The 350-nt window shown below is 62.3% G+C and carries 1 pseudogene; it reads left to right on the forward strand.

Features of this window, described 5'->3' with window-relative positions:
- Positions 1-350, forward strand: a pseudogene (locus C6558_RS39390) (electron transfer flavoprotein subunit alpha/FixB family protein); the annotation flags it as partial.

The raw sequence follows: 350 nt of genomic DNA on the forward strand, positions 1-350 counted from the left end.
TTGCAGCGCTTCTCGATGTCGCCCAGGTTTCGGAAATCACCGAGGTGGTTTCCGCCGATACCTTCAAGCGTCCGATCTATGCCGGCAACGCCATCCAGACGGTGCAGACGACGGAAGCGAAAAAGGTCATCACCGTGCGCACCGCCTCGTTCGCCTCGGCCTCCGAAGGTGGCTCGGCTTCGGTCGAGACGATCGCGGCTGCGGCCAATCCGGGTCTGTCGAGCTTCGTTGCCGACGCGCTGTCGTCGTCGGATCGTCCGGAGCTGACCTCGGCCAAGATCATCATCTCGGGTGGCCGTGCACTCGGCTCGTCGGAAAAATTCAAGGAAGTGATCCTGCCGGTTGCCGAC

Origin of the sequence: Ensifer sp. NM-2 (assembly GCF_003024455.1) — a bacterium.
GTDB classification, from domain to species: Bacteria; Pseudomonadota; Alphaproteobacteria; order Rhizobiales; family Rhizobiaceae; genus Ensifer; species Ensifer canadensis.